Below are 26,425 nucleotides of genomic sequence, written 5' to 3'. Positions count from 1 at the left end.
CCGCGAAAAATCAGGCGGGCGGGCTCTCTTTGATCAAGTGCCCCGCCAAGGTACGCAGCGGCCCCAACTGCCGGCAGATCAACGCCAGCTGGGTCTGCACCAGCCGCTGATGTTCATCCAGTTCTTCCGGCATCTGTTCCAGGGCATTGGCCAGCGCCTCCTCGGCATCGCTATGAATCGCCACCGGCAGCCGTGCGGCCAGGCCGTTGGCAATCTCGTCCAGACTGTTGGCCAGGCTCTGCCCTGCACCTTCGATCAATTGCTCCTGCACCTGCGCGGGCAACGCCATATCGCGGTGCGCACCCAGCCCCGACAGATAGCTGAGCAAGGTGTGCGACAGCACCAGGAAGCGGAAGCCGACGTCGGCTTCCTTACGGAAGTGCCCAGGCTCCATCAGCATGTTGGCCAGGGTGGTGGACAGCGCCGCATCGGCGTTGTGGGCGTTGCGCCGGGCCAGGCGGTAGGCCAGGTCGTCGCGCTTGCCGTGGGCGTACTGCTGCATGATCTGCCGCAGATAGACGCTGGCGCAGGCCAGGGTATTGGCCAGTGCCTTGTTCAACCGCCGCCCCTGCCAGTCGGGCAGGAACAGGAACACCGCGAGGATGGCGATCAGGCTGCCGACCAGGGTATCGAACAGGCGCGGCAGGAACAGGCCATAGCCATCGCCGATCTGGTTGAAGCAGAACAGCACCATCAAAGTGATCGCGGCCGTGGCCAGGGTGTAGCGGGTGGTGCGGTTGACGAAGAACACCACCCCGGCGACCACGGCAAACAGCGACTGGATGACCGGGTTGGGGAACAGGTCGAACAGCGCCCAGCCCACCGTCAGGCCGACTGCGGTACCGAAAATGCGCTGCACCAGCTTGCGCCGGGTTGCACCGTAGTTGGGCTGGCACACGAACAGCGTGGTGAGGATGATCCAGTAGCCCTGGGTGGGGTGAATCAGGTGCACCATGCCGTAGCCGATCGACAACGCCAGCGGCAGGCGCAAGGCGTGGCGGAACAGCAGCGAGGTCGGTGTGAGCTGGGTGCGCAGGCGCGTCCACACATCCTTCAGCGAGCGTGGCGAACGGTCGAGCAGGCTGCTGTCGCTGGCATCGGCCAGGCTGTCGGGGTTGCTGGCAGCGCTGAGCAGGCGGTCCAGCGTGGCCAGGTTGGCGGCCAGCGCCCGCAGCGAGCGCAGCAGGCTGCGCCAGGCCGGGTTGTTCTGGTTGCGCAGGTGCTCCAGCGACGCGTTGAGGTCCTCGAGTGCTTCGGTAAAGCCGCTGGCGAGTACGAACGGCTGGCGCAAGCGGATAGAGCGGGCCAGTTCCTGGCAGGATGAGCCCTGCTTGCGCAGCAGGCGCTGGCAGCGGAACATCACGTCGCTGTGGAAGAACGCCTCGGTCAGGGCGTTGTAGGGGTAGTGCGAGGCACTGACCCGCTCGTGGATATCCTGGGCCAGGAAGTACAGCTTGAGGTAGCGGCTGACCTTGGAGTTGGGCTGGCTGTTGCCGACCCGGTGCAGGATGATTTCCTTGGCGGCGTTGAGCGCCGCCACCACCTTGCCATTCTGCTGGGCCAGTTCCAGGCGCCGGGCCTCCAGGTCGAGGGTGCGGATGGGTTCGAACAGGCTGGCCTTGAGCTTGAGGTAGCGGCCCAGTTCGAAAAACAGCTTGGCAAGGCTCTGTTGCACCGGCTGGTTGGAGAACAGCGCCTGCCACAGCACCGACAGCAGCCCGTACCAGGCCGCACCTGCCACCAACAGCATCGGCTCGTGCCAGAAGTCCGTTACCTGGCCACCGCGCTGGTCCACGCCGATCATGGTGTACACCGCCGTGATCAGCGTTGCCGAGGCGATCGCGCCATAACGTTCGCCCAGGGCGCCGAGCATGGTCAGCCCGAACGCCGCCAGGGCCAGGGCGATGGCGAAGATCCAGGGGTAGGGGAACAGCAGTTCGACGGCCAGTGCAGCGATGGCGAAGCACACCAGGGTAACGGCCAGGGCGCTGAGGCGGCCCTGCCAGCTGTCGTCGGTTTCGGCCAGAGCGCTGGCGATGATGCCGAGGAACAGCGGAATCAGCAGGGCCATCTCGTTCTGGTACCAGCACAGGGCCAGGCTGCCGGTGAGGGCGATGGTGACCCGGATGCTGTAGCTGAACTTGTCTTGGCCCCACAGGCGACGCAGTGACTGACGGAACGAGCTCGATGACATGATGGCCTGCTAGGCAGTGAGCGAATGAATGCATTGCAGCACGGCCAGCAAGAAGCGTTCCGTGCTGCTGAATGGATTCTACTCTACACGAACTGCGCTGCGGCGTTGGCCGATGCCCACGCCCACTGGAAGTTGAAACCGCCCAGGTGGCCGGTCACGTCCAGCACTTCACCGATGAAGTACAGCCCGGGGCTCTTCAGTGATTCCATGGTCTTGGACGACACTTCGCGGGTGTCGACCCCTCCCAGCGTCACCTCGGCGGTGCGGTAGCCTTCGGTGCCGGCCGGCACCACCTGCCAGTTCGCCAGCTTTTCGGCGATCTGGGCCAGCTCTGCCGGGGTGTACTGCTTCATGGGCCTGGACTCGAACCACTGCTCGGCCAGCAGGTTGGCCAGTTTGCGGGTAAAGACCTCGCCCAGCACGGTCTTCAGTTCGGCGTTGGCGCGTTCGGTTTGCATCTGTTGCAGCCAGGTCAGTGCGTCACGGTCCGGCAGCAGGTTGATCTCGACCGTGTCACCGGCTTCCCAGAACGACGAAATCTGCAGGATGGCCGGGCCGCTCAGACCGCGGTGGGTAAACAGCAGGTTCTCGCGGAAGCTGCTGCCATTGCAGCTGGCGGTGCAATCCAGCGAGGTGCCGGACAGCTCGGTGCACAATGCCTTGAGTTGGGGCTCGGTGATAGTGAAGGGCACCAGGCCGGCGCGGGTTGGCAGCAGTGTGTGGCCGAACTGGCGCGCGACCTGGTAGCCGAAGCCGGTGGCGCCTAGTGTCGGGATCGACAGGCCACCGGTGGCGATCACCAGCGACTGGCAGGCGAACTGGCCGCCGCTGGTCTGCAGCAGATAGCCGTTTGCGGTTTTCTCGATCTGCTCGATGCTGATTTGCATGCGGATCTCGGCACCGGCCTCGTCGCATTCGGCCAGCAGCATGTCGAGGATGTCACTGGCCTTGTTGTCGCAGAACAGCTGGCCGAGTTTCTTCTCGTGGTACGCCACGCCATGCTTGCACACCAGCTCGATGAAGTCCCACTGGGTGTAGCGGGCCAGGGCCGATTTGCAGAAGTGTGCATTGTGCGAAAGGAAGTTGGCCGGCTCGGTGTACATGTTGGTGAAGTTGCAGCGGCCGCCGCCGGACATGAGGATTTTCTTGCCCGGTTTGTTGGCGTGGTCGAGCAGCAGTACCCGGCGGCCACGGCGGGCGCTGAGCTGGGCGCACATCAGGCCGGCGGCGCCAGCGCCGAGGATGATCACGTCGGTGGAGTGCACGGTATGAACCTGTCTGGATTCGAATGTGGAATGCCGACCCTGTGGGAGCGGGTTTACCCGCGAATACGATGGCGCATGCACCATGGCTTTCGCGGGTGAACCCGCTCCCACAGGGTCACTGTCTGGGATTAAAGAATGCGGACTTTCAGGGCGCGGCCCTTGATCTTGCCGCTGTTCAGCCGCTGCATGGCCTGCTTGGCCAGCGCACGTTCCACGGCCACGAACGCCTGGAAGTCGAAGATGGCGATCTTGCCCACCTGCTTGCCCGGGATACCGGCATCACCGGTCAGCGCACCGAGGATGTCACCCGGGCGTAGCTTGTCCTTGCGCCCGGCTGCGATGCACAGCGTGGTCATCACCGGCAGCAGCGGCTCGCCGCCTTTGTTTTTCAGGCTGTCCAGTTGGTCCCAGCGCAACGGGCTCTTCTGCAGCTGTTCGATGGCCTGGGCACGGTGGCCTTCGGCCGGGGCCACCAGGCTGACCGCAATCCCTTTCTCGCCGGCACGACCGGTCCGGCCCACGCGGTGCACATGTATTTCGGCATCACGCGCCAGCTCCACGTTGAGGACCATGTCCAGGCCATCGATATCCAGGCCGCGCGCGGCTACGTCGGTGGCTACCAGCACCGAGCTGCTGCGGTTGGCGAACATGGTCAGTACCTGGTCGCGGTCACGCTGTTCCAGGTCGCCGTGCAGGGCCTGGGCGACGATGCCCTTGGCGGTGAGGTGGGCAACCACGTCTTCGCACTGCTGCTTGGTGAAGCAGAACGCTACGCACGACTGCGGGCGGTAGTGGCCGAGCACGCGGGTGACGGCCTCCAGGCGCTGCTGCGGGTCGATCTCGATGAAGCTCTGCTCGATCTGGTTGTCGGCGTGCAGGCTCTCGACCTTCACTTGCTGCGGGTTGCGCATGAAGTCGGCGGCCAGCTGCTTGATGCCGGTTGGGTAGGTGGCCGAGAACAGCAGGGTCTGGCGGCGCGATGGGGTCTTGCCGATGATGCTGGCGATGGCGTCGAAAAAGCCCATGTCGAGCATGCGGTCGGCTTCGTCCAGCACCAGGGTGTTCAGGCCATCCAGCACCAGGGTGCCTTTGTCCAGGTGCTGCTGGATGCGCCCCGGGGTGCCGACGATGATGTGCGCACCGTGCTCCAGCGAGGCAATCTGCGGGCCCAGTGAAACGCCGCCGCACAGGGTCAGGATCTTGATGTTGTCCTCGGCCCGCGCCAGGCGGCGCAGCTCCTTGGCCACCTGGTCGGCGAGTTCGCGGGTAGGGCACAGCACCAAGGCCTGGCAGCCGAAGTAGCGCGGGTTGATCGGGTTGAGCAGGCCGATGCCGAAGGCGGCGGTCTTGCCGCTGCCGGTCTTGGCCTGGGCGATCAGGTCCTGGCCCTTGAGGATGACCGGCAGGCTCTGGGCCTGGATCGGCGTCATCGAGGCATAGCCAAGGGCGTCCAGGTTGGCCAGCATGGCGGCGGACAGCGGCAGAGTGGCAAAAGCGGTGGATTCGGTGGTCACGAGGCAGGCCTGCGTTGCGAAGCGAAAAAATGCCGCACAGTCTACCAGCCTCATGGCCATTCGCCCTACGACTCCATGTGTTGTTCCGGACGACGGGCACGCCTTCCGTCCGTCGGCGCCAGTTGCATGAAGATCGCCGCTGCCAGCATTGCCATCACGCCGATGGTGACGAAGGTCAGCTGGAACGCCCCCAGCGTGGTTTCCACGCCATCGGCGCTGCCGGCTGCAGTAAACCCGCCGAGCAACGCACCGGCGCAGGCCACACCGAGGCTGAGCGACAGCTGTGCGACCACCGACAGCAGGCTGTTGCCGCTGCTGGCGCTGGCGTCGTCAAGGTCGATCAGGGTCACCGTATTCATTGCCGTGAACTGCATGGAGTTGACGGCGCCGAGCAGGCCCAGCTGGATCAGTAGCACAGCATAGGGTGTCTGTTCGTCGACCAGGCCCAGGCTGGCCAGCAGCAGGCCCAGCAGCAGGGTGTTGCCGGTGAGGATGATGCGGTAGCCAAAGCGTTCGATCAGCGGCCTGGCGATGGATTTTGCGAGCATGGCAGCCGCCGCCAGCGGGATCATGCTCATGCCGGCCTGGGCCGGTGAATAGCCCAGCGCCACCTGCAGCAGTAGCGGCACCAGGAACGGCAGTGCGCCGCTGCCCAGGCGCGCGAACAGGTTGCCGAGGATGCCGATGGCGAAGGTGCGCACTCGGAACAGGCTGGGCGAGAACAGCGGCTCCGGGTCGCGCCCGGCGCGCAGCCAGTAGGCGGCCAGGCAGGCCATGCCGGCAAACAGCAGCAACATCACGCGCAAGTGCGGCAGGTGCAGCTCGCCCAGGCCTTCCATGGCGATGGTGATCAGCACCATCGCCGCGCCGAAAAGCACAAAGCCAGGGCCGTCGAAGCTGGTGCGTTCGGCGCCGCGCAGGTCGGGGATGAACTTCCAGACCGCGTAGCAACCGATCAGACCAACCGGCAGGTTCAGCAAAAAGATCCAGTGCCAGGTGAGGATTTCCACCAGCCAGCCGCCAACCGTTGGCCCCAGCAATGGCCCGAGCAAGCCGGGAATGGTGATGAAACTCATGATCCGCACCAGCTCGCTACGCGGGTAGGCGCGCAGCACCACCAAACGCCCCACCGGCAACATCAGTGCACCGCCCAGGCCCTGCACCACCCGGGCGAAGATCAGAAAACCCAGGCTGTTGGCTGCAGCGCACAACAGCGAGCCGAAGCTGAACAGCAGGATGGCGCTGAAGAAGATGCGCTTGGTGCCGAAGCGGTCGGCGATCCAGCCCGAGGCGGGGATCAGCAGGGCCACGGTGAGCATGTAGGCGATGATCACGCCCTGCATGCGCAGCGGGTCTTCGGCCAGCGAGCGGGCCATGGCCGGCAGCGCGGTGTTGAGAATGGTGCCGTCCAGGGACTGCATGAAGAAGGCGATCGCCACCACCCAGGGGATCCAGCGGGCGGTGACAGGGTCCAGCGGAGTGCGTTCGGGCATGAGGAACCTCAATGTTCGGCATTGCCTGTACTGGCCTCATCGCCGGCAAGCCAGCTCCCACAGGATCACCACAGGCCCCGGACTGGGTGCGGTCCCTGTGGGAGCTGGCTTGCCGGCGATGAGGCCGGAATGGCCTATTACAATGTCAGGGTCAGGCCTTTGACCAGTGCCCCCGGCAAATGACTCGACCCGGTACTGCGCTGTCCGTAGGTGCTGGTCGACAGAATCATCTCGCGCTCCCGGGTCAGGTCTTCCAGCTGGCTGCCGAGCAAACTGTACAGGCTGTCATCGAAACGCATGGTGCTGACGGGCCCCTGGATCTGGCCATCCTCTACCCAGAAAGTGGCAAAACGGGTCAGCCCGGTCATGCGGGCTGCCGGCAAGTCGGAGTAGTTCAGGTACCACAGGTTGCTGATGTACAGCCCGCTGCCAAGCCGCTCGAGGATCTGCTCGCTGGGCAAGCTCCCCGGCGCCAGGCTGAGCGCGCAGGGCGACTCGTAGCTGTCGGCGCCATTGGCCAGCAGCTCGAACTCGGCGGCACTGCGCGCACTGGTCAACCGCTGCACAGCCTGGCCCTGCTGAATCAATGGCACATCCAGGCGTGGCGAGCCTTCATCGGAAAACGCCGGGCTCAACGAGCCGCTGACCTGCTCGGTGAAGCTTACCAGCGGGCTCAGTCGTGCATCGCCGTTGTACAGGCGCTGCAGAGCGCTGTTGCCGGTGGCCAGCGCCTGCGCCGAGAAGCCGCCCCAGCACAGCATGCCGGCGATCTCGTCCATGGCTGACGGTGCCAGATAGGCGCGGTAGCTGCCGGGCTTCAGGGTGACTGCCGGAAGGCCGAGGAAACCCAGTTGCTCCCGCGCCTGGCGCAGCCGTGCGGTGAAGTTGTCGGAGTTCCATTCTTGACCGGCATAGTTGGCTTTCACCGCCTGGCCATTTTCATGGAACAGGCTCCAGTCCACGTTGAAGCTGTTGGCCTGATGCCAGCCGAAGGCGCCAAACGAACTGGCAAAGCCACGGCAGATGGGCCCGGCGGCATAGATGCCGACCAGGTCCAGGTCCCCGGCTTCGCGGTCGAGCAGGGCCAGTACATCGCTCAGCTCGGGCAGCGGTTGCTCCTGCTGGCTGTGGCTGTGCCAGGCGCTGTCGTCCAGGCGCAGGTAGGGGTCGACCGCCAGCAGCGGCAACGTCTGGCGCAGTTGCTCCAGGGCAGCGACCAGGCGCTGGGAATCCAGTTGCGCGTCCCCACTCAAGGTCACCTGTTGTTCAGCCTGGCGGCCATCACTGATCAGCCGCAGTTGCGCACTGGCCTGGCTCACTTCACCGGCCTGACGCACCTTGGCGTGGTTGAAACGCACGAATTGCGATTGCTCGGCGCTGTAGCCGAGGGTGAATTGTTCGCCCGCTTGCAGCTCGGTGCGCACATCGAGGGCCAGGGCTTCGAATGCTTGTTTCATCAGGCGTCCCCTCCGAATACGTCGATCTGGCGGAACACGCAGGCTGGCGACGCGTGGCCGACCCGCACCACCTGGTTGGGTTCACCCTTACCGCAGTTGGGCGTGCCCAGTACCTGGAAGGTGCTGCGGTCGCCGACTGCCGACAGGTTGCGCCAGAACTGCGCGGAGATGCCGCGATAGTTGGGGTTCTTGACGATGCCCTTGAGCTCGCCGTTTTCAATCAACTGGCCCCATTCACAGCCGAACTGGAACTTGTTGCGCGCATCGTCGATGGACCAGGAGCGGTTGGTACGCATCAGTATGCCGTGTTCGATGCCCTGGATCAGTTGCCGCAGGGTCTGGTCGCCGGGTTCGATGTTGAGGTTGGCCATGCGATCGATCGGCGCACGGTTCCAGCCACAGGCGCGGCTGTTGGCCACGCCGTCCAGGCTAGAACGGAACTGCGACAGCGCGCCGCCCAGCGGGCGCAGCAACAGGCCGTGGCGAATCAGGAACTGCTTGCTGGCCGGGGTGCCGTCGTCATCGAAACTGTAGCTGGCCAGTTCTTCGCCGATGGTCGGGTCGAAGGTCACGTTCAGCAGCGGGGAGCCGTATTGCAGGTGGCCGAAGTCACTGGCTTTGACGAAGCTGGTACCGGCGTAGTTGCGCTCGTCGCCGAGAATACGGTCCATCTCCAGCGGGTGGCCAATGGACTCGTGGATTTGCAGCATCATCTGGTCCGGCATCAGCAACAGGTCGCGCGGGCCGCTGGGTGTGTTCGGGGCCAGCAGCAGCTGCAGCGCTTCGTCAGCCACCCGGCTGGCTGCGCCCACCAGGCCGCAGCGCTCGATGATCTCGAAGCCACCCTGCTGGCCGAAGTTGTCGCGGCCCAGGCTACGGCTCTGGCTGTCCTGGCCATCGCTGGCGGTGACGCCCAGGCCGGGGAACAGGAAGCGTTGGGCGTGGCGCAGTTCGGCGCCGGCCGAATTGAGATAGGTCTGCTCGACCAGGCTCAGGCCCAGGCTGGCCTGCCAGTCTACCAGGCGGCTGTCCTTGGGCACGTTGGCCGATTCGGCGGCGAGCAGGCCAAGGCACTCGCCCAGGGTGGGTACAGGTTGGTCGAAGTTGGGCGAAATGTGGTCGTGGCGTGCATCGGTCACTGGCTGATCGCGCAGATCGAGCAGGCTATGCCGGGCAATCTGCCGGGCCAGTGCCTCGGCACGTTCCAGTGCTCGCTGCAGGCCTGCCTGGGACAGGTCGGCGGTGGCCGCATAAGCTTCCACCCCATTCACCCGTGCGATGAGCATGGCGCCTTCGTCCTGGCTGAAGAACGGCGGTTCGGCAACATTGCGGCGAACCGAAAGCGCCTGGTGCGACTGGGTCACATGGCGCAGGGAAAACAACTCGGCCGTACTGCGCAGCGCGGCAAAGCGCTGGCGCAGCAGGGCGCTGGAATCGAACATGCGGAAGCCTCCGTGTACACGGTGGCTCCCCCCTAGAACCACGCGTCTTGCATGGCGAGGCAGGTATCATCGCGCGCCTCGAGCAATGCCAGCTCATTATGGCAGCCTGGTAATTCCCAGGTCAGAAAATAACGCGCGGCCTGCAGCTTGCCGAGGTAGAAGTCGTGGTCGGCGGGGTTGCCTTTGCGCATGCCGAGCTCTGCGTGAATCGCCTGCTCCAGCCAGCGCCAGCCGATCACGCAGTGGCCGAAGGCTTTGAGGTAAAGGGCTGAATTGGCCAGTGTTTCAGCGACTTTACCTTTGGCCAGGTCGCCGAGCAGTACCAGGGTTACGCTTTGCAGGCGGTTGACCAACTGCTCCAGCGGCTGGCGCAGGGGGGCAAGGTTTGGATGGTGGCTGGCGCGCTCGCCAGTTGCTGCCATCAGCCGAAAAAGTTGCTTGAGCCCGGCACCCTTGTTTTGTGCCAGTTTGCGCCCAAGCAAGTCGAGCGACTGGATGCCCTCGGTGCCCTCGTGAATCGGGTTCAGGCGGTTATCGCGGTAGTACTGCTCAACCGGGTATTCGCGGGTATAGCCGTGGCCGCCGAGAATCTGGATAGCCAGTTCATTGGCCTTGAGGCAGAACGCCGAGGGCCAGGACTTGACGATCGGGGTCAGTAGGTCGAGCAGTTCCTGCGCCTGTTTGCGATCACTTTCATCGCAGGCGGTATGGGTGTCGTCGAACAGGCGTGCGGCGTACAGGCCAAGGTCGAAGGCGCCTTCGATGTAGGCTTTCTGGGCCAGCAGCATGCGTTTCACATCGGTGTGCTCGATGATCGGCACTGCCGGGCTGTGCGGGTCCTTGTTGTCCGGCAGCCGGCCCTGCGGGCGTTGGCGGGCGTATTCCAGCGAATACAGGTAGCCTGCATAGCCGAGCATCACTGCGCCCATGCCGACGCCGATGCGCGCCTCGTTCATCATCTGGAACATGCAGGTCAGCCCGTGGTGTGGCTGACCGACCAGGTAGCCGACACACTGGCCATTCTCACCGAAGTTCAGGGCGGTGGAGGTGGTGCCGCGCCAGCCCATCTTGTGGAACAGCCCGGCCAGCAGCACATCGTTGCGCGGGCCAAGGCTGCCGTCCGGATTCACCGTGTACTTGGGGACAATGAACAGCGAGATGCCCTTCACCCCTGGCGGTGCGTCCGGCAGTTTGGCCAGGACCATGTGCACGATATTTTCCGACAGTTCGTGGTCACCGCCGGAGATGAAGATCTTGTTGCCCCTGAGCCGGTAGCTGCCGTCGCCCGCCGGTTCCGCACGGGTGCGGATATCGGCAAGCGAGGATCCTGCGTGGGGCTCGGTCAGCGCCATGGTGCCGAAGTAGCGGCCTTCGATCATCGGCTGCAGGAACAGCCGTTTCTGTTCATCCGTGCCGAAACTCTCGATCAGGTTCGCCGCGCCCATGGTCAGGAACGGGTAGGCCGTGGTGCCAGCGTTGGCGGCCTGGAAGTGGGCGAAGCAGGCCTGCGAAACCAGGCTGGGCAGCTGCATGCCACCGACCTCGAAGTCGCGGTTGGCGTTGAGGAAGCCGGCTTCGAGGAAGGCGTCGACTGCCGGCTTCACCTCCGCGATCAGCTCGGCGCGGCCGTCTACATAGCGCGGCTCGTTTTCGTCGGCCTTTCGGTTGTGCGGAGCGAAGAACTTTTCGGCGATGGTGCGTGCGGTGGTCAGGGCCGCGTCGAAGGTTTCGCGGCTGTGCTCGGCGAAGCGCGGGCGTTGGGTCAGGGCTTGGGCGTCGAGGACTTCGTAGAGCTCGAAGGCCAGGTTGCGGTGGCAGAGCAGGGTCTCGGGCATGGGGGCGGTCCTGAGCGGGATGCTGCGAGTGTAGGGAATCGGCTGAGGTGGGGGGAGGTTAATAGGTTTGGGTGATATGGGGTGAGAACGGGTGGGGCATACAGCTGCCCGCTTTGATCCTTTTTGCGCTTGTGAGATCGGGCGCCGCCCGCGTGGCGCTTCGCGTGACAAGGCCGCTCACAGGTGCTGGAAAGAGTGAGGCGGACACCTTCCAGTCCCCCGCATTCTGACCTGGTTCGGTTAGGTTTTCCGTCATAAGGGCCACCACACACCTGCTGTCAAACAAGAGAGTGGCGGTTGTGCACCCTGTTCCAGGCCACGGATCACGCGCCGTGTGCCGCAACCGTTGTGCGCCACGCCATGCAGCTGCAGCCCAGGTCGCCGGCTTCGATCCTGATGATGACCTCGATGCATGAACTGGAGGCGCTGCGGGCTTTGCGTGAGTCGACGTTGATTCAGGTGCAGATGGCCGCTGAGCCCAAGCCTGTGCATTGAGGTTGCGTAACGTGTTGCCTGGGCTGGCCTCTTCGCGGGTAAATCCGCTCCCACAGGTACTGTGCAAACCTTGGGGCTTGTAATGAACCTGTGGGAGCGGGTTCACCCGCGAAAGGGGCCGCCCAGGCTGTCGAAAATTATCAGGGGATTGAACAATGACAACAGAAGATACCCAGTTCACCGTCGGCAAGACGACTTTCTGCCAAGGCGAAAACTGCACACATCCACTGTTTCGCATTGAGCCCGGTATCCCGTGCAATGGCCAAGGCACTGATGGATGATGCCGAGTTGGGCATGAAGCAGTGAGGGCATGCCTCCCGGTTGCGTGAAGGGGCGGGCACCTGTCTGCCCACCCCCAATTTCAAGTCATGCACTCCATAAAAAAGGGAGAGCCGAAGCTCTCCCTTTCCTTTCAACAACCCCCAGCCTCAGCCAATGGTCATCAAGCTGGCATTACCCCCAGCAGCCGCAGTGTTCACACTCACCGCCCGCTCGATCACCAGTCGCTCAAGCGCAATCTGATGGTCGCCGCTGGACAGCCCGTGCACACCGACGATCGCCCCGGCACGCTTGGCTACCTGCTGGCACACGCTGCGCAGCTGGTCCGAGTCGCCATGGTGGATCACGGCGTCGAACGCTACCTCATCCTTGCTCCAGTCCGCTACCAGCTTGACCTTGGCCTGCAGCTCCTTCGGCAGGCGGGCGCGCAGGGCTTTGCCCGGTTCGCCGTCAGCCCATACCGCTGAGCTGCCAACCGCCAGCACTGCAGCGAACTGCGCCAGCAGGTCGGCTTCGTTGTCTGCCAGGCACAGCACATGCTCGCGGGGCAGAATGGTGTAGCTGTTGCGCTCGCCGGTCGGGCCTGGCAACAGGCGGGCGATGCCGCTTTGCGATTGCCCGGCGAACTGGCTGCACAGTGTGGCCAGGTCGGCCAGCTGGTTGCCTTCGGCCCAGGCCTTCAGGCCGTGCAGAGGCTTGATCAGTTGCTCGTGCAGGGCGCGGTTCTGGCTTGCCTTCGCCATCCTGCAGTGCGAAGTGGCGAGCTATTGCGTCGACCGGGCGGGTCGACAACAGGCGGTAGAGGTACAGCGGGCCGCCGGCTTTCGGGCCGGTGCCGGACAAGCCTTCACCACCGAACGGCTGCACGCCCACCACTGCACCTACGATGTTGCGGTTGACGTACATGTTGCCGGCGTTGGCGGTTTCCACCACCTTGGCAATGGTCTCGTCGATACGGGTGTGCACGCCCAGGGTCAGGCCATAGCCGGAATTGTTGATCTGCTCGATCAGCTGGTCCAGGTTGCGACGGTTGTAGCGCACCACGTGCAGCACCGGGCCGAAGATTTCGCGTTTCAGTTCGTCGAAGCTGTCCAGTTCGATCAACGTCGGCATGACGAAGGTGCCGCGTTTGACCTCGGCAGCATCGGCAATGGCGACCTGATAAACCGAACGGCCTTTTTCGCGCATACCCTGGATGTGCTTCTCGATGCCGGCCTTGGCTTCGGCGTCGATCACCGGACCGATGTCCACGGCCAGGCGGTCCGGGTTGCCCAGGCGGCTCTCGGCCATGGCACCTTTGAGCATTTCGATCACGCGGTCGGCGGAGTCTTCCTGCAGGCACAGCACGCGCAGGGCCGAGCAACGCTGGCCGGCGCTGTCAAAGGCCGAAGACACCACGTCGATCACCACCTGCTCGGTCAGTGCCGAGGAGTCGACGATCATGGCGTTCTGGCCGCCGGTTTCGGCGATCAGCGGGATCGGGCGGCCCTGGTTGTCCAGGCGGCCGGCAACGTTACGCTGCAGCAGGCGGGCAACTTCGGTGGAGCCGGTGAACATAACGCCCTTGACGCGCTCGTCACCGACCAGGCCGGCACCGACGGTTTCGCCGCGGCCTGGCAGCAGTTGCAGCACGCCTTCAGGAATGCCGGCTTCCAGCAGCAGGCGCACGGCCTGTGCGGCGATCAGCGGGGTTTGCTCGGCCGGCTTGGCCAGTACCGGGTTGCCCGCGGCCAGTGCCGCAGCCACCTGGCCGGTGAAGATGGCCAGCGGGAAGTTCCACGGGCTGATGCACACCACCGGGCCCAGCGGGCGGTGGGCGTCGTTGCTGAAGTCGTTGCGGGCCTGCACTGCGTAGTAGCGCAGGAAGTCCACCGCCTCGCGCACTTCGGCGATGGCGTTGGCGAAGGTCTTGCCGGCTTCACGCACCAGCAGGCCCATCAGCGGCTGGATCTCGGCTTCCATCAGGTCGGCGGTGCGTTCCAGGATGGCGGCGCGTTCAGCCGGCGGCGTGGCCTGCCAGATCGGCGCGGCGTTGATCGCGCACTGGATGGCGTTGTCGACGTCGCCTACGGTGGCTTCCTGGACATGGCCGACCACGTCGCGGTGGTCCGCCGGGTTCAGCACAGGTGCAGCAGCGGACTCGCTGGCGCTGCAGGCCAGCAGCGGGGCAGCTTTCCAGTCGTTGTGCGCGGTGGCCAGCATGGCGCAGGACAGCGACGCCAGGCGGTGTTCGTTGGCCATGTCGATACCGGCCGAGTTGGCCCGCTCGCTGCCATACAGCTCACGCGGCATCGGGATGCGCGGGTGTGGCAGGCCGAGGCTGCCTTCCTGGGTGCCCATGCGCTCGATGCTGGCGACCGGGTCGGCAACCAGCTCCTGAATGGAAATCGAGTGGTCGGCGATGCGGTTGACGAACGAGGTGTTGGCGCCGTTTTCCAGCAGGCGACGCACCAGGTAGGCCAGCAGCGTTTCGTGGGTGCCGACCGGCGCATAAACGCGGCAAGGACGGTTCAGCTTGCCTTCGGAGATCTTGCCGACCACCTGCTCGTACAGCGGCTCGCCCATGCCGTGCAGGCACTGGAACTCGTACTGGCCGGGGTAATAGTTCTGGCCGGCGATGTGGTAGATGGCCGACAGGGTGTGGGCGTTGTGGGTAGCGAACTGGGGGTAGATGGCTTCCGGCACGGCCAGCAGCTTGCGGGCGCAGGCCACGTAGGACACGTCGGTGTAAACCTTACGGGTGTAGACCGGGTAGCCTTCCAGGCCTTCGACCTGGGCGCGCTTGATCTCGCTGTCCCAGTAGGCGCCTTTCACCAGGCGGATCATCAGGCGATGGCGGCTGCGCTTGGCCAGGTCGATGACGTAGTCGATCACGTACGGGCAGCGTTTCTGATAGGCCTGGATGACGAAGCCGATACCGTTCCAGCCCGCCAGGGACGGCTCGAAGCACAGGCGCTCGAGCAGGTCGAGGGAAAGCTCAAGGCGGTCGGCTTCTTCGGCGTCGATGTTCAGACCGATGTCGTATTGCTTGGCCAGCAGGGTCAGCGACAGCAGGCGCGGGTACAGCTCTTCCATCACGCGCTCGTACTGGGCGCGGCTGTAGCGCGGGTGCAGCGCGGACAGCTTGATCGAGATGCCCGGGCCTTCATAGATGCCACGGCCATGGGAAGCCTTGCCGATCGAATGGATCGCCTGTTCGTAGGACGCCAGGTACTTCTGCGCATCGTGCTCGGTGAGTGCAGCTTCGCCAAGCATGTCGTAGGAGTAACGGAAGCCCTTGGACTCGAAGCGGCTGGCGTTGGCCAGGGCTTCGGCGATGGTTTCGCCAGTGACGAACTGCTCGCCCATCAAACGCATGGCCATGTCGACGCCCTTGCGGATCATCGGCTCGCCGCTCTTGCCGATGATGCGGGTGAGCGAGGAGGTGAGGCCTGCTTCGTTATGGGTGGAAACAAGCTTGCCGGTCAGCAGCAGGCCCCAGGTAGCCGCGTTGACAAACAGCGATGGGCTGTTGCCCAGGTGTGGCTGCCAGTTGCCGTTGCTGATCTTGTCGCGGATCAGGGCGTCGCGGGTACCTTTGTCGGGGATGCGCAGCAGCGCTTCGGCCAGACACATCAGTGCCACGCCTTCCTGGGAGGAGAGGGAGAATTCCTGCAGCAGGCCCTGGACGATACCGGCACGGCCGCCAGCGCTCTTCTGGTTGCGCAGCTTTTCAGCGATACCAGCGGCCATCTTGTTGGTCGCTTCGGCCAGCGAAGCGCTCAGGCGCGCCTGCTCCAGCAGCATCGGCACCACTTCCTGTTCGGGGCGGCGGTAAGCGGCGGTAATTGCCGAGCGCAGTACCGACTGCGGCAGGATGCTCTCGGCAAACTCCAGGAAGCACTGGTGAGCATGATCGGCCTGCACTTCGCCGGCGTCATCTGCCAGGCTGCTGGCATGACCGTTGATTTCGGTCAGGGTGGCACCACCCTCGAGCTTCTCCAGGTAATTGAAGATCGCTTGCTTGATCAACCAGTGCGGCGTGCGGTCGATAGACTGCGCAGCTGCCTTGAGTCGCTCACGGGTCGGGTCATCGAGTTTGACCCCAAGGGTGGTCGTCGCCATTTCTTATCCTCATTATTGCCACGGTTGTGGCCTAAGCTGTTGCCAAGAGTAGCTGTAGGATATTTCAGGTGCAACCAGGTGCAACCGGAATTTTCCGTTTATTGGGTGCAACTCGTCCGACACTCTTTTCCATATGGCCGAAAGGGCCGTTTTGGTTGCTTTTTCTTCTGAAAATTGCGGTTGATGCTCCCAAAAGGAGCAAAAAAGCGGCTTTATCTGAAAATGTTGCAGAAGGTGCAACTTGTAATTGAAAAAGGGTTGCACCGTCTTTGCGTTGTTGCATAGGATTCGCCGCCTGGGTGCAACCATCCAAACGGTTGGTTGTGCATGACATAAAAACAAACGCCAGGGCACACGCATGGGCAATCCACTAACGATCACCTTCGTGATCTACATTGCGGTAATGGTGCTGATCGGCTTCGCCGCCTATCGCTCCACCAACAACCTTTCCGACTACATCCTTGGCGGTCGCAGCCTGGGCAGCGTGGTCACTGCGCTCTCGGCTGGCGCTTCCGACATGAGCGGCTGGCTGCTGATGGGCCTGCCGGGCGCTATCTATTTCTCGGGCCTTTCCGAAGCCTGGATTGCCATCGGCCTGACGGTCGGTGCCTACCTGAACTGGCTGTTCGTGGCAGGCCGCCTGCGCGTGCAGACCGAGCACAACGGTGATGCGTTGACCCTGCCGGACTACTTCTCCAGCCGGTTCGAGGACCAGAGCGGCCTGCTGCGCATCATCTCGGCCATTGTCATCCTGGTGTTCTTCACCATCTATTGCGCCTCCGGCATCGTGGCCGGTGCCCGCCTGTTCGAAAGCACCTTCGGCATGCCGTACGAGACCGCTCTGTGGGCCGGTGCCGCGGCGACCATTGCCTACACCTTCATCGGTGGTTTCCTGGCGGTGAGCTGGACTGACACGGTTCAGGCTTCGCTGATGATCTTCGCGCTCATCCTCACGCCGATCATCGTGCTGATCTCCACGGGCGGCGTCGACACGACCTTCCTGGCCATCGAGGCGCAGAACCCGGCCAACTTCGACATGCTCAAGGGCGCGACCTTCATCGGCATCATTTCGCTGATGGGCTGGGGCCTGGGCTACTTCGGTCAGCCGCACATCCTGGCGCGCTTCATGGCTGCCGACTCGGTCAAGTCGATCGCCAAGGCCCGTCGCATCTCCATGACCTGGATGATCCTGTGCCTGGCCGGTACCTGTGCTGTCGGCTTCTTCGGCATTGCCTACTTCTCTGCGCACCCGGACCTGGCGGGCCCGGTGACCGAGAACCACGAGCGCGTGTTCATCGAGCTGGCCAAGATTCTGTTCAACCCATGGGTGGCTGGCGTGCTGCTGTCGGCTATTCTGGCGGCAGTGATGAGTACCCTGAGCTGTCAGCTGCTGGTGTGCTCTAGCGCGCTGACCGAAGACTTCTACAAAGCCTTCCTGCGCAAGGGTGCTTCGCAGCGCGAGCTGGTATGGGTAGGCCGGGTGATGGTATTGGCCGTTGCACTGATTGCCATTGGCATGGCCGCCAACCCGGAAAACCGCGTACTGGGCCTGGTGGCCTATGCCTGGGCTGGCTTCGGCGCTGCCTTTGGCCCGGTGGTGCTGATCTCGGTATTGTGGAAAGGCATGACCCGTAACGGCGCGCTGGCCGGGATCGTGGTTGGCGCACTGACCGTGATCCTGTGGAAGAACTTCGACACTCTCGGGCTGTACGAAATCATCCCGGGCTTCCTGTTCGCCAGCATCGCCATTTTCCTGGTGAGCAAGCTGGGCAGCCCGTCGCAGGCGATGGTGCAGCGTTTTGAGACCGCTGATGCGGCATATCACGCTGACAAGTGATGAGTTGTGAATGAGTAACGCAAGCGGCCCGAACAATGTAGTTGTTCGGGCCGCTTGCGTTTGGGGCGATTGTTGCTTAGAGCGTGAACTCGCACCGGGTCGGCTCGAATGCGCCGGCTTCACGCGGGACGATCCTGGCTTCATAGGTACCAGGGCCATGGCGGTCCAGGCTCACTTCCCACTCGTCGGACTTCGAGCTCGGTACCACTATTGTCTCGGCAGTGCCATCTTGTTTCTTGAGTTTCAGCTGCGCGGTGTAGGGCACATTGTTCACGCCGAGTGTTCCGTGCAGTCGATTTTGAGTTTTATCGTATTGAATGGAAGCTTTCATTTGCATCTGCTCCTGGTGGGTGGAAGCTGGATTCTTGCTGCTGGCAGCGCGGCGGAGAATCAGGAACCCGTTCCGGCGGATGAAGGTTTTCAGGGGGGGGCGGGAGCGCCTGAAGAAGTGTTGCTGGTTGATCGCTGCACCTGACTCCGCTGGCAAGGCGAGGTAAACTTGCCGCTTGCGCAGGAGTTGCCATGAACTATCGTCACGCCTTCCACGCCGGCAACCACGCCGACGTACTCAAACACATCGTGCTGACCCGCCTCATCGCCCTGATGTCGCGCAAGGAGCAGCCGTTCGCCTATATCGATACCCACGCCGGCCTTGGTCTGTATGACTTGCAAGGCGACCAGGCGACCCGCACCGGCGAGTACCTGGAAGGCGTCGCCCGCCTGTGGAATCGCGATGACCTGCCGGCCATGGCCGCTGATTACCTGCGCGTCATCAAGCGCCTCAATGCCGACGGCGAGCTGCGCTACTACCCCGGCTCGCCCGAATTGGCCCGCCGCCTCATGCGCCAGCAGGACCGCGCCCTGCTCAATGAAAAGCACCCTGAAGACGGGCCGCTGCTCAAAGAGAACATGAAGAAAGACCCGCGTGTGACCGTGCACCTGGGCGAAGGCTGGCATGTGCCGCGGGCCCTGCTGCCGGTGCAGGAAAAGCGCGCGATCATGCTGATCGACCCGCCGTTCGAGCAGGCTGACGAGCTCAAGCGTTGCACCACATCGATGAAAGAGGCGATCGGCCGCATGCGCCAGACTGTCGCGGCCATCTGGTACCCGATCAAGGATCAACGCTCGCTCACCCGTTTCTATCAGGACCTGACCAGCACTGGCGCGCCGAAGTTGCTGCGGGTCGAGCTGTATGTGCATCACCAGGACAGCCCGCAGGGCCTGAACGGCTCGGGCCTGGCCATCGCCAACCCGCCGTGGGGCCTGGAAGAAGAGCTCAAAGAGCTGCTGCCGTGGCTGGCCAAAGAGCTGGCGCAGACCGCCGGCAGCTATCGCATGGACTGGCTGATCGCCGAATAAGCCGCGCCGCGATCCCTGTGCAGGAGCGCGCAGTTCTTGGTGTTTGCGTTATAATCCCGCCCTTTAGTCGCCACCCGCCCATGAGGCCGCTGGCGCATTTCTACCGAACGAAGAGGCTAATCCCTTGGCATTGACGATTCTTGGCCTGTCCGGCGCCCTTAGCCATGACCCTTCCGCGGCCCTGTACATTGACGGCAAGCTGATTGCCGCCGCCGAAGAAGAGCGCTTCGTGCGTGACAAGCATGCGAAGAACCGCATGCCCTACGAGTCGGCGAAGTTCTGTCTGGAGCAGGCGGGCATCAAGCCTTCCGACGTCGACGTTGTAGCCATCCCGTTCGCCCCGATCAGCCTGTTCGGCAAAGCGCGCTGGCACTATGCCAAGCGTTACTGGTACGCCCCCGACCGCGCCCTCGACGCGATCCTGATGGGCAACCGTCGCTACAAGCGCTACCGCAAGAAGATCGTCTGGTGCCTGGAGCAGCTGGGCTTCGACCCGAAAAAGGTCAAGATCGAGCCGGTCGAGCATCACTTGGCCCACGCTTCCAGTGCCTACCACTGCTCGGGCTTCAAGGAAAAAACCGCGATCCTGGGCATCGACGGCAAAGGTGAGTACGCCACCACCTTCTTCGGCTATGGCGAAAACGGCAAGATCCACAAGATCAAGGAATTCTTCGACCCGGATTCCCTCGGTGGCCTGTATGGCGCTATTACCGAGTTCCTTGGCTTCGAGATGCTCGACGGTGAGTTCAAGGTCATGGGCATGGCGCCGTACGGCGACGCCAGCAAGTATGACTTCTCGCGCCTGGCCAGCTTTGAAAACGGCGAACTGGTGATCAACACCGAGTACGCCAACGTCATTGGCTTGCGCCGCTACAAAGAGAAAGGCAAGGGCTTCTATTTCTCGCCGAAGCTGATCGAATGGCTGGGCCCGAAACGCGAAGGCGACATCGCCGACGAGCCGTACATCCACTACGCGGCCAGCATGCAGGCGCTGTTCGAAAAGCTCGCCTTGCAGATGATCGATCACTACCTGGGCGATACCCTGCGTGAAACCGGCAAGCTGGCCTTCGCCGGCGGCTGCGCGCTGAACGTCAAGCTCAACCAGAAGATCATCGCCCGTTCCGACGTCAAGGAGCTGTTCGTCCAGCCAGCCTCCGGCGACGCCGGTACTGCAGTTGGTGCTGCTGCCTACGTCTCTCACGCCCGTGGCGTGCCGGTCGAGAAGATGGAGCATGTCTACCTCGGCCCTTCGTACTCCAACGAGGACGTGATCGCCGCCTGCGCCCGTCACCCGGACGCGCCGAAGTGGCGCAAGCTCGACAACATGCCCGAGCAGATCGCCAAAATCATGGTCGACGGCAACCCGGTGGCCTGGTTCCAGGGCCGCATGGAGTTCGGCCCGCGTGCCCTGGGTGGTCGTTCGATCATCGGTTGCCCTAGCGTCGAAGGCGTGGCCGACCGCATCAACCACCAGATCAAGTTCCGTGAACGCTGGAGACCCTTCTGCCCGTCGATGCTCGACACCGTCGCCCCGCAGATGATCAAGGTCGACCACCCGGCGCCGTTCATGACCTTCACCTTCGAAGTGGCTGAAGAGTGGAAGACCCGCGTGCCGGAAGTGGTTCACGAGGACGGCACTTCGCGTGCCCAGGTGCTCAAGCGCGAATACAACCCGCGCTACTACGACATGATGAAAGCGCTGGAAGACCTGACCGGCAACGGCGTGTCGCTGAACACCTCGCTGAACCGCCGTGGTGAGCCGATGATCTGCTCGCCGACCGACGCCTTGAACATGTTCTTCGGCTCGGACCTGCAGTACCTGATCATGGAAGACATCCTGGTGGTGAAGGACGGCGCAGCCGCGTATGACCAGCCGCTCTGAACCGCGCATCCTGCAGTTCTGCCATGGCTATGACGGGCCGTTCCTGGACTGTGCCCGTCAGTACGCCAGCCTGTTCCAGGGGCGTGGCTACCAGGTCACCACGGTGTTCCTCACCGGCGCAGCCGATCCTCAAGTGGCGGCCGGCTGCGCGTCGGACGAGGTGCTGTTCCTGGAGTTCAGCTCCAAGGCCGTGCGTGGGCTGAAGCTCGGCGCCATTCGCGCACTACGGCGGATCGCGGCCGAGCGCAATTTCGCATTCTGCATTGCCCACCGTTTCAAGCCGATCTATGTGGCTCTGCTGGGTACGGGCCTGCCGGTAATCGGGGTGCACCATGCCTTTGGCGATTATCAGCGCAAAGGCCGCCGGTTGTTCGCCAACCTGTTCAGCAAGCGCCTGAGCCTGCTGGGTGTGTCCGACGCGGTGCGTGACGACATGCGTCGCTGCCTGCCGCAGTGGCCGGGCGAACGTATCCAGACTTTGTACAACCGCATCGACATCGACGCCTTGCAGGCGGCCCTGGTGCCACGTGCCGAGGCACGCCAGGCCCTGGGCCTGGATGCGCAGGCGTGGATCGTCGGCAACGTCGGGCGGCTGCATCCGGACAAGGACCAGGCCACCCTGCTGAGGGGGTTTGCCCAGGCGCTGCCGGGGCTACCGGTCGGCGCCCGGCTGGCTATCCTCGGCAAAGGCCGCCTGGAGCCCACACTCAAGGCCCTGGCTGCGGAGCTGGGTATCTGCGCACAAGTGGACTTCCTGGGCCAGGTGCCGGATGCGCGCCGCTACTTCCAGGCGTTCGACGTGTTCGCCCTCAGTTCTGACCATGAGCCGTTCGGCATGGTCCTGCTCGAAGCCATGGTCGCCGGCGTGCCGGTGCTGGCCACGGCCTGTGGCGGGGCGCGCGAAGTGGTCGAGGGGGTCGGCATGCTGTTCCCGCTGGGCGATGCAACGCAGCTGGCCCAAGGCCTGAAGCACATGGCCATGCTCGACGCCGGGCAGCGCGAGGCCTGCGCCGAGCACATGCTGCAACGCCTGCGACAGCGGTTCTCCGACCAGGCAGTGCGCGAGGCCTTCTGGCAGTTGCCGCAGGTGCGTGCGCTGGTGGGGCAGGCCTGATGCTCAATCGTATCCAGGCCTTCCGCGAGCGCGGTTGGCAAGCTATCGATGCTGCGACCTATGCCGAGGCGTGGGCGCGCTTTGGCGGCAGTGTCGCCACCCATCCGCTGGTGGTCGAGCAATTGGCCGAGCTGGCGCAGATCCCGGTGCGGTACCTGGGCTGGCATCAGGCCGGCGAGCTCAGGGCCGCTATCCCCACTTGGGGACGACACCTGGCGCTGTCCAAGGACGTGCTCAAGCGTGCTGGCAAGAAAGCCCTGTTCGACCTGGGCAATGCCGAAATCATTCTGCCTGCAGCGGCCGATGCCACTGCCCCGTTGCGCCATGCCGCGCGCTATCTGTCCGAGCTGAACCAGGGCCGTTTCAGCGGGCTCAAGGCGCAGGCGGAGCAGCTGGCCATGGCTCGGGCCCCTGAAGACCTGTCGAAGAAGTTTCGCTACAACCAGCGTCGCGAATTGCGCCTGCTGGAAGAGGCGGGCGGCGTGGTACGCCCGATCGGTGACTTCAGCGCTGGGGAAATTGCCAGCATGTACTGCGACCTGTTCCAGCGCCGCTGGGGCTTCCCGGCCACCGGTGCCGAACGCATGGCCGAGGTGCTGGAGCGTCTGCGCGCGTTGCTGATCGGCTCGGTACTGTTGCTGGACGGCAAACCGATTGCCATCCAGTTGGTCTATCGGGTCGAGGCGCCGGAGTGGGTCAGCGTCGAGTACATCAATGGCGGGGTCGACCCGGAAACCAAGGCCTTCAGCCCGGGCAGCGTGCTGAGCTTCCTCAATACCCAGGCCGCCTGGGAAGACGCCCGTGCCCGCAACAAGCCGCTGCGCTTCTCGTTCGGCCGTGCCGACCGCGAGTACAAGGATCGCTGGTGCAGCCCCGTGCCGGTGTACCAGGCGTGAGCCGCAAGCAGCAGTTGCTCAAGCGCCATCGGCGCAACAAGCGCCTGGGCCTGCTGGCAGGCGTGGTTGCGCTGGTCGGCTTGGCAGTAGTGAGTTGGTGGTGGTTGCCGCTGCTGCTGTTGCCGCTGCTCTGGGCCGGCCATGAGGCGTGGTTTGCCGATCACCTGTTCTACGCGCCAGGCGAGGACTATGCCTACGACTTCGGCGAGTACACGCAGCAAGCCCGCGCCAGTCTGGAGAGGGGGCTGCTCAAGGCCGAATGCGCGCTGCAAGGCGAAGAAACCCTGATCCTTGAACTGCGTCTGAAAAGTAGCTGGGTGGGGCGCTTCCTCGACCCGGCGGTCGAACTGCTGGCTGGCGAGCAGGCTGACCGACAAACCTTCGAGCGTGGCGTCGATGGCGTGCGCTTCCTCAACCTGACCGGCCTGGCTGCGCCCCTGCAGGCTGGCACGTTGCGCCTGCGCGGCCGGCATTGCCGGCTGCAAGGCCAGCCACGCCTGTGGATAACCCCGCCGGTCGAGTTGCAGCGACGTCGGGTGATGGTGATTGCGCCACATGCCGATGACGCCGAGCTGGCCGCATACGGCCTTTACAGCCAGGCCGACGAAACCTGGGTGGTCACCCTGACCGCTGGTGAAATCGAGGCCGAGCACTATCAGCAAATGGGCCTGGACAAGGCCGATGCCGCGCGCCTGAAGGGGCGCCTGCGCGCGTGGGACAGCATCGCCGTGCCGCGCTGGGCCGGGGTGCCGGAGTCGCGCTGCGTGCAGTTGGGTTATTTCTGCCTGCAGCTGCCCGCCATGCAGGCTGCGCCGGAACAGCCAGCCGCCTCCCGCGAGGCCGAGCTGGCCGATATCCGCGTATTCCGCCAGTTCAACCCGTTTCCCCTGCCGGCCGACCGGGATGGCGCGCCGACCTGGAACAACCTGCTGGCCGACCTGCGGGCGTTGCTCGACATGGCAAAACCTGAAGTGCTGGTGATGCCGCACCCGCAGCTCGACCCGCACCCTGACCATATCTGCGCCCAGGCGGCCGTGCTGGAAGCCCTGCAGGGACTGGCCTGGCAGCCAGAAACTTTACTGTGCTACGCCAACCACCTGCACGACAACGACCGCTGGCCAATGGGCGACAGTGGCGATGGTGTGGCCTTGCCTCCGCAACTGAGCACCGGGCAGGCCTGGGCGCCTTGCAGCCTGGTGCTGGGCCTGGCTACCCAGCGCGACAAGGCCATGGCCCTGGGCATGATGCACGACCTGCAGCCACCTGCACCCTTCAAGCGCCGACTGCGCCGCTTGCTGCAGCGCTGGCTGGCAGGGCGCAAGCCGTCGCCGTACGGGGAGAACGAGTTCTTCCGCAAGGCTGTGCGCCGGCACGAACTGTTCTGGCGGCGTGAGCTGTAGGCGCGCCCCATGGTTGACCGCGATGGCGCAGAGCGCCCAAGGAATGCAATGAAAGTCCTGTTTCTGGTGCAGAAAGAACAGCGGGCGATCCTCGACCGTCTGTACGATGGCGTCGCGGCCAACTGCGAGTGTGACCTGCGCTGGCTGACCAGCGAAGACCAGCGCAACCTGCGCCGCTATTTCAAGCGTGAAGTGCAGGTCGAACGCTATGACCGCATCGTCTTCTTCCTGCGCTTCAAACAGGAAATTCGCCAGGTGGCGTTCATTCGCACCGTGCCGAACCTGGTCATCCTCGAACACGATGCCTATCAGAACTACATTCCGTGCAAGTACACCGGCAAGTTCAGCGCCCATTACCGTCAACTGCCGTGGGCACGGGTAATCAGCTCTGGCTACATGGTCAGCGAGCGCCTTCGCCAGGAAGGTTTCGATGCGGTGTTCGTGCCCAAGGGTTACGACGAGCAGTTGCTGACAGATCAGGGGCGTGAGCGCGACATCGAGCTGGCGTTTGTCGGTAGCACCAACAGTGTTGCGTACAGCGGCCGCAAGGCGCTGCTGGATGAGCTGGGGCAGGTCGAAAACCTGGTGGTCACCCGCACCAAGTCGGGTGAGGACTATTGCAACACGCTCAACCGTATCCGCTTTTTCGTCAGTGCCGATGTCGGCATGGGCGAGTACATGATCAAGAACTTCGAAGCCATGGCCTGTGGCTGTGTTTTGCTGGCATACGATCAGGGCGAGGAGGAGAACCGCGCGCTGGGCCTGCAGGACATGCACAACGTGGTGTTCTATGACACCATCCCGACGCTCCAGGAAAAGCTCCGCCGCTTGCGTTCGGACCCTGAACTGTCCCGGCAAATTGCAGAAAATGGCCGCCATCTGGCGGTTTCCCGTTTCAGTTTCGGCGCAGTTGGACGTAGCATCGTCGACCACATGCGCCCGGCACTCAGGCCCCACCCACCCTTGACCGGGTGGCAGCGGTTGCGCCTGAAGCTGGGCATCTAAACAAGAGCTTTCGCGCCTGGGAGTGGGTGTTGAAAGCCGATAGTCGCAATGCGGAGGGAGTCCGGTGCGCTTTTCAAATGAGAGTGATGTCACGCTCGTCGTGACCAGTTGTGGGCGGTTCGACCTGCTCAAAGACACCCTTGAGAGTTTCGATCGCTGCAACACCGCGCCCATTCGCGAGGTGTTCATCACCGAGGATTCCGGTGATGATGCCGTGCATGACGCTGTGCCGGAGCATTGGAAGCCTCACTGCAAGGTGTTCGTCAACCGGCCTCAGCTTGGCCAGTTGCCGTCTATCGACCTGGCCTACAGCCAGGTGAAGACGCCGTACATCTTCCACTGCGAGGACGACTGGCACTTCTATCGCCAGGGCTTCGTCGAAGACTCCCAAGCGATCCTGCAGGTCAGCCCCAACCTGTTGCAGGTGTGGCTGCGCAGCCATGCCCACGACCTGGCCATCCACAGCCCGTACATCCACCTGGGCGATCGCCAGGTGATCGCTGGCGTGCCTTGCTACCCGTTGCTGTCCGAAAAAGCCGAGTGGCAGGCGTTTTCGCTCAACCCGGGCCTGCGTCGCTTGAGCGATTACCAGCGCTGCGCGCCATTTGCCGCCTATGCTGGAGAGAAGGCGCTTTCCCGGCGCTACGCTGAGTTAAATCTGACAGCGGTCACTTTGGAGGGTGATGCAGTCTTACACACCGGATTTGGTAATCACGTGACCTTGCCCATCGAAGTGGAGCGCAAGGCCAAGCGTCGTCAACGTGATCGAATGAAACTGGCATTGACGCTGGTGGCGGGTGCCTTGATCGGCATGGGTATCACCATTTTTGTTCACTGATGTCGCTGTCCCACCT

Annotated in this window: 19 protein-coding genes and 2 pseudogenes; 11 read left to right on the top strand and 10 right to left on the bottom strand. The window is 63.7% G+C overall.

The window, feature by feature from the left end:
* Positions 1-10: 10 nt before the first annotated feature.
* From yccS to AC5O5I_RS25685, 7 genes are all read right to left on the bottom strand, one after another.
* Entirely contained in the window at positions 11-2,194 is a 2,184-nt protein-coding gene (gene yccS, locus AC5O5I_RS25715) for a YccS family putative transporter (protein WP_172227266.1), read from the bottom strand.
* Between the two features lie 83 nt (positions 2,195-2,277).
* Positions 2,278-3,459 (bottom strand): BaiN/RdsA family NAD(P)/FAD-dependent oxidoreductase, encoded by a 1,182-nt coding sequence (locus tag AC5O5I_RS25710; RefSeq protein WP_172286751.1) that lies wholly within the window; start codon positions 3,457-3,459, stop codon positions 2,278-2,280.
* 128 nt (positions 3,460-3,587) lie between these two features.
* The gene (dbpA, locus tag AC5O5I_RS25705; protein WP_256676351.1) at positions 3,588-4,925 is read right to left on the bottom strand and encodes an ATP-dependent RNA helicase DbpA; all 1,338 of its coding nucleotides are present in this window, start codon (positions 4,923-4,925) and stop codon (positions 3,588-3,590) included.
* 113 nt (positions 4,926-5,038) lie between these two features.
* Complete coding sequence (gene mdtD / locus AC5O5I_RS25700; protein WP_172286750.1) at positions 5,039-6,466, bottom strand: multidrug transporter subunit MdtD; 1,428 nt, start codon at positions 6,464-6,466, stop codon at positions 5,039-5,041.
* Positions 6,467-6,603: 137 nt separating this feature from the next.
* Positions 6,604-7,923 (bottom strand): TldD/PmbA family protein, encoded by a 1,320-nt coding sequence (locus AC5O5I_RS25695; RefSeq protein ID WP_494511768.1) that lies wholly within the window; start codon positions 7,921-7,923, stop codon positions 6,604-6,606.
* Entirely contained in the window at positions 7,923-9,365 is a 1,443-nt protein-coding gene (locus AC5O5I_RS25690; RefSeq protein WP_494511767.1) for a TldD/PmbA family protein, read from the bottom strand. The genes AC5O5I_RS25695 and AC5O5I_RS25690 overlap by 1 nt, the downstream gene beginning before the upstream one ends.
* Before the next feature lie 32 nt (positions 9,366-9,397).
* Positions 9,398-11,200, bottom strand: a complete 1,803-nt coding sequence (locus tag AC5O5I_RS25685; RefSeq protein WP_494511766.1) for an acyl-CoA dehydrogenase — start codon at positions 11,198-11,200, stop codon at positions 9,398-9,400.
* Between the two features lie 297 nt (positions 11,201-11,497).
* Here AC5O5I_RS25685 and AC5O5I_RS25680 point away from each other — a divergent pair, with 297 nt between their 5' ends.
* A complete protein-coding gene (locus AC5O5I_RS25680; protein WP_494511765.1) occupies positions 11,498-11,695 on the top strand; it encodes a hypothetical protein in 198 nt (65 codons plus the stop codon).
* Between the two features lie 155 nt (positions 11,696-11,850).
* Positions 11,851-11,952, top strand: a pseudogene (locus AC5O5I_RS25675) (DUF3077 domain-containing protein); the annotation flags it as partial.
* 171 nt (positions 11,953-12,123) lie between these two features.
* On the opposite strand, the pseudogene putA reads toward AC5O5I_RS25675, so the two are convergent.
* Both putA and AC5O5I_RS25665 read right to left on the bottom strand, forming a co-directional pair.
* A pseudogene (putA, locus tag AC5O5I_RS25670) lies at positions 12,124-16,078 on the bottom strand (trifunctional transcriptional regulator/proline dehydrogenase/L-glutamate gamma-semialdehyde dehydrogenase).
* A 64-nt stretch (positions 16,079-16,142) separates the two neighbouring features.
* Positions 16,143-16,361 carry a hypothetical protein gene (locus AC5O5I_RS25665; RefSeq protein WP_172224428.1) on the bottom strand — a complete coding sequence of 73 codons (219 nt, stop codon included), beginning with the start codon at positions 16,359-16,361 and terminating at the stop codon, positions 16,143-16,145.
* A 75-nt stretch (positions 16,362-16,436) separates the two neighbouring features.
* On the opposite strand from AC5O5I_RS25665, the gene putP reads away from it, so the two are divergent.
* Positions 16,437-17,915, top strand: a complete 1,479-nt coding sequence (gene putP / locus AC5O5I_RS25660; protein ID WP_172224425.1) for a sodium/proline symporter PutP — start codon at positions 16,437-16,439, stop codon at positions 17,913-17,915.
* A 76-nt stretch (positions 17,916-17,991) separates the two neighbouring features.
* Here the strand turns inward: putP and AC5O5I_RS25655 are convergent, their stop codons facing one another.
* Positions 17,992-18,189, bottom strand: a complete 198-nt coding sequence (locus AC5O5I_RS25655) for a hypothetical protein (RefSeq protein WP_256676314.1) — start codon at positions 18,187-18,189, stop codon at positions 17,992-17,994.
* A gap of 12 nt (positions 18,190-18,201) precedes the next feature.
* On the opposite strand from AC5O5I_RS25655, the gene AC5O5I_RS25650 reads away from it, so the two are divergent.
* The 8 genes from AC5O5I_RS25650 to AC5O5I_RS25615 all read left to right on the top strand — a co-directional run bounded on the left by AC5O5I_RS25650 (position 18,202) and on the right by AC5O5I_RS25615 (position 26,409).
* Complete coding sequence (locus AC5O5I_RS25650) at positions 18,202-18,390, top strand: hypothetical protein (RefSeq protein WP_172286279.1); 189 nt, start codon at positions 18,202-18,204, stop codon at positions 18,388-18,390.
* A 47-nt stretch (positions 18,391-18,437) separates the two neighbouring features.
* Positions 18,438-19,274 carry a 23S rRNA (adenine(2030)-N(6))-methyltransferase RlmJ gene (locus AC5O5I_RS25645; protein WP_172286283.1) on the top strand — a complete coding sequence of 279 codons (837 nt, stop codon included), beginning with the start codon at positions 18,438-18,440 and terminating at the stop codon, positions 19,272-19,274.
* A 124-nt stretch (positions 19,275-19,398) separates the two neighbouring features.
* Positions 19,399-21,156, top strand: coding sequence for a carbamoyltransferase family protein (locus AC5O5I_RS25640; RefSeq protein WP_110745982.1), 1,758 nt, complete (start codon positions 19,399-19,401; stop codon positions 21,154-21,156).
* Positions 21,140-22,270: a glycosyltransferase gene (locus tag AC5O5I_RS25635; protein WP_172286284.1), complete on the top strand. Its 1,131-nt coding sequence runs from the start codon at positions 21,140-21,142 to the stop codon at positions 22,268-22,270. Before AC5O5I_RS25640 ends, AC5O5I_RS25635 begins: the two co-directional genes overlap by 17 nt.
* Complete coding sequence (locus AC5O5I_RS25630; protein WP_494511764.1) at positions 22,270-23,166, top strand: antimicrobial resistance protein Mig-14; 897 nt, start codon at positions 22,270-22,272, stop codon at positions 23,164-23,166. Before AC5O5I_RS25635 ends, AC5O5I_RS25630 begins: the two co-directional genes overlap by 1 nt.
* Complete coding sequence (locus AC5O5I_RS25625) at positions 23,163-24,566, top strand: PIG-L deacetylase family protein (RefSeq protein WP_172231317.1); 1,404 nt, start codon at positions 23,163-23,165, stop codon at positions 24,564-24,566. Before AC5O5I_RS25630 ends, AC5O5I_RS25625 begins: the two co-directional genes overlap by 4 nt.
* A gap of 48 nt (positions 24,567-24,614) precedes the next feature.
* Positions 24,615-25,571 (top strand): glycosyltransferase family protein, encoded by a 957-nt coding sequence (locus AC5O5I_RS25620; protein ID WP_172231311.1) that lies wholly within the window; start codon positions 24,615-24,617, stop codon positions 25,569-25,571.
* Positions 25,572-25,635: 64 nt separating this feature from the next.
* Entirely contained in the window at positions 25,636-26,409 is a 774-nt protein-coding gene (locus AC5O5I_RS25615) for a glycosyltransferase family 2 protein (protein ID WP_172286286.1), read from the top strand.
* The last annotated feature ends 16 nt before the right edge of the window (positions 26,410-26,425 follow it).

This window comes from Pseudomonas sp. 9_2_1 (assembly GCF_059295275.1).
The sequence above is the reverse complement of the archived record's forward strand: the minus strand, read 5'-3'. Positions and strand labels throughout refer to the sequence as shown.